3 protein-coding genes are annotated in these 2,922 nt (G+C 67.9%); all 3 read left to right on the top strand.

Translation table 11 applies throughout. The features are described from left to right. A partial coding sequence (locus WBA11_RS02265) for a fibronectin type III-like domain-contianing protein (RefSeq protein WP_424519107.1) occupies positions 1-595 on the top strand: 595 nt, incomplete at its 5' end. A gap of 427 nt (positions 596-1,022) precedes the next feature. Continuing rightward, the gene (locus tag WBA11_RS02260; protein WP_424519106.1) at positions 1,023-2,465 is read left to right on the top strand and encodes a sulfatase family protein; all 1,443 of its coding nucleotides are present in this window, start codon (positions 1,023-1,025) and stop codon (positions 2,463-2,465) included. Between the two features lie 44 nt (positions 2,466-2,509). Further along, positions 2,510-2,922 (top strand): formylglycine-generating enzyme family protein (locus WBA11_RS02255; RefSeq protein ID WP_424519105.1); only part of this gene is annotated, 413 nt, incomplete at its 3' end.

Raw genomic sequence — 2,922 nt, 5'->3', positions numbered from 1 at the left:
CCACAACCCCGGCGGCAAGCTGCCGGTCACGTTCCCCTACGTCACGGGCCAGGAGCCGCTGTACTACAACCGCAAGCGGACCGGCCGGCCGCACGACGTGCCGGGCGCGAGTGACAAGTACGTCTCGAGGTACCTCGACGCGCCCGTCGAGCCGCTCTTTCCGTTTGGCCACGGCCTGAGCTACACGACGTTCCGCTACACGCCCATGATCGCGTGCGGGGATTTCTCGTTCGAGGCAGCCCCCCACGACGAGATCGACCTCATCTGCATAGGCGAAATGGCGATGAACAGTAGTCTGGAGGTCGACGTCCAAGTCGTTAACACCGGCGACCGCGCTGGCGTCGAGGTCGTGCAGCTCTACGTCCGCGACGAGGCGCGGAGCGTGACGCCGCCGGTGCAGGAGCTCAAAGGGTTCGAGCGTGTCGAGCTTGGACCCGGAGAGTCGCAGCGGGTCACGTTCACCCTCACACCCGACGACCTCCAGTTCTGGGGCGAGGACGGCGAATGGACCGTCGAGCCCGGCTGGTTCACCGTCATGGTCGGCGGGTCGTCAGCTGAGACGCAATCCGCTCGCTTCGAGCTGGTGGCCGAATGACACCGCGTCCACACCCTGCCATCCCGAGCGGAGCCGAGGGATCCCTGGTGCGACGTCGCCCCGGACCGCACCGGGAGCATCCGTCCGCGACATCGAGGTCGGCACGGATCCTTCGACTCCGGACTGCGCCCTCCGCTCAGAATGACAGTGGCGCAAACCCCGTCGTCCTCGAGGACGAGACGTCCCGCCCGACCGCGACGACGCCTGCGACGTCCCCTCTCCCTTGGGGAGAGGGACACGGTGAGGGGTCACCCACGCCACGGGCGACCTCGCCACCGCGCCGTACCGGCGTATTGCGATACGCCCCTACCAACCTCAATGCGCGAGCCGAAGCGACGGGCCTCGAGGTCGCCCCACGGGCACGGCGTGCCGTGCCCCTACAAACGCTCGCCGACCTCGAGGTCGGCACCGACTCTTCAGATCTGACATGACACGACTCTTTCCGATCCTTCTCTTGCTCGTCGCTCTGGCCTCGAGGTCGGGTCTCGCTCAGCCGCAGAACGTCGTCGTCATCCTGTCTGACGACCACCGCTACGACTTCATGGGCTTCCACCCGGACGCCCCGGCCTTCCTTCAGACGCCCAACATGGACCGGATGGCGGCCCAAGGCGCGCACCTGGAGAACGCGTTCGTGACCACGAGCCTGTGCTCGCCCTCGAGGGGCAGCATCCTGACCGGTCAGTACGCGCACAACCACGGCGTCGTGGACAACACGAGCCCGATCCCGGAGGGCACGCGGTTCTTTCCCCAAGACCTCCAGGCGGCGGGATACCAAACCGCCTACGTCGGCAAGTGGCACATGGGCGAGGAGGACGACGCGCCACGGCCCGGCTTCGACCGGTGGGTCTCGTTCCGAGGGCAGGGCGCGTACACGAACCCCCTCTTGAACATCGACGGGACGCAGATCCAGCACGACGGCTACACGACCGACATCCTAACTGACTACGCCGTCGAGTGGCTCCAAGAGCGCGACGGCTCCGAGCCGTTCTTCCTCGAGCTCTCCCACAAGGCCGTCCACGCCGAGTTCTCCCCCGCCCCGCGCCACGCCGGCACCTACCGCGACGTCACGATCCCGTACCCGTCCTCGATGTGGCTCACGGAGCGCAACTACGCCGGCAAGCCCCACTGGGTGCGCGCCCAGCGCGGGAGTTGGCACGGCGCCGACTTCATGTTCCACGGCGACCTCGGCCCGGGCATGGACGGGTTCAACAACTTCTACCGCCGCTACACCGAGACCTTGCTCGCCCTCGACGAGTCCGTCGGCCGCGTCTTGGACGCGCTCGAGGCGCAGGGCTTGGCCGAGAACACCTTGGTGCTGTACCTCGGCGACAACGGGTTCTTGTTGGGCGAGCACGGCCTGATCGACAAACGGAACGCCTACGAGGAGTCGATCCGGATCCCGATGCTGGCGTGGTCACCCGGCTGGATCGAGCCCGGCTCGACGGTGCCGGGGCTGGTCCGCAACATCGACCTCGCGCCGACCATCCTGGACCTGACCGACACCGACTCGCCGATCGACATGGACGGCGCGTCGTTCCTCGACCTGCTGACGGGCGGCGACGGCGGTACGCAGGACCGCGAGTTCTTGTACGAGTACTACTGGGAGTACGCCTTCCCCCACACGCCGACGACGTTCGCGCTAAGGGGCGACCAGTACAAGTTCATCTACTACCACGGCGTCTGGGACCTCGAGGAGCTGTACGACATCCAGGCCGACCCGGAGGAGCGCACCAACCTGGCCGAGGCTCGGCCGCAACTCGCCGCCGAGATGCGCGCGCGTCTGTTCGACCGCCTGGCCGAGGACGACGCCATGCGCGTCCCGATGCGCCGCGGAAGCTGGAACGCCGACGAACGGCTCGTCTACGACTGATGCGGTACGACCGAGCCAGAAGGATGGGCATGTGCGGGTGGGGAGTGATCCTCGCCCTTGGCCTCGCGGGCTGCGCAACGGACGCCGAGGCGGACCCGACCTCGAGGGCGAGCGCCGTGGCATCGAGGACGGAAGAGCCCGAACGCGTCCGAGCGGTCGCCCTCGAGGTCGAGACGCCGGACGGCATGGTGGGCGTGCCGGGCGGGACCACGACCATCGGCGTCCTCGAGGGCGAGGGTGGGATGGCGCACGAGAAGCCCGCATTCAAGGCCGACGTCGGGCCGTTCTTTCTGGACCGGTCACCCGTCACCGTCGAGCGCTTCCGTGCATTCGTGGACGCCACTGGGTTCGAGACGCAAGCCGAGGGCTTCGGCGACGGCACCGTGATGGACCAGGCGACCGGGCAGTGGGGGCTGGTGCCTGGCGCCAACTGGAAGACCCCCTTCGGGTCCGGCCT

Origin of the sequence: Rubrivirga sp., assembly GCF_049648075.1 — a bacterium.
GTDB lineage: Bacteria > Bacteroidota > Rhodothermia > Rhodothermales > Rubricoccaceae > Rubrivirga.
Note: the sequence above shows the minus strand (reverse complement) of the source record. Positions and strands in the feature narration are given on the sequence as shown.

Coding starts and splice junctions, on each gene's coding strand:
- WBA11_RS02260 (WP_424519106.1), top strand. CDS start 1,023: ATGACACGACTCTTTCCGATCCTTCTCTTGCTCGTCGCTCTGGCCTCG.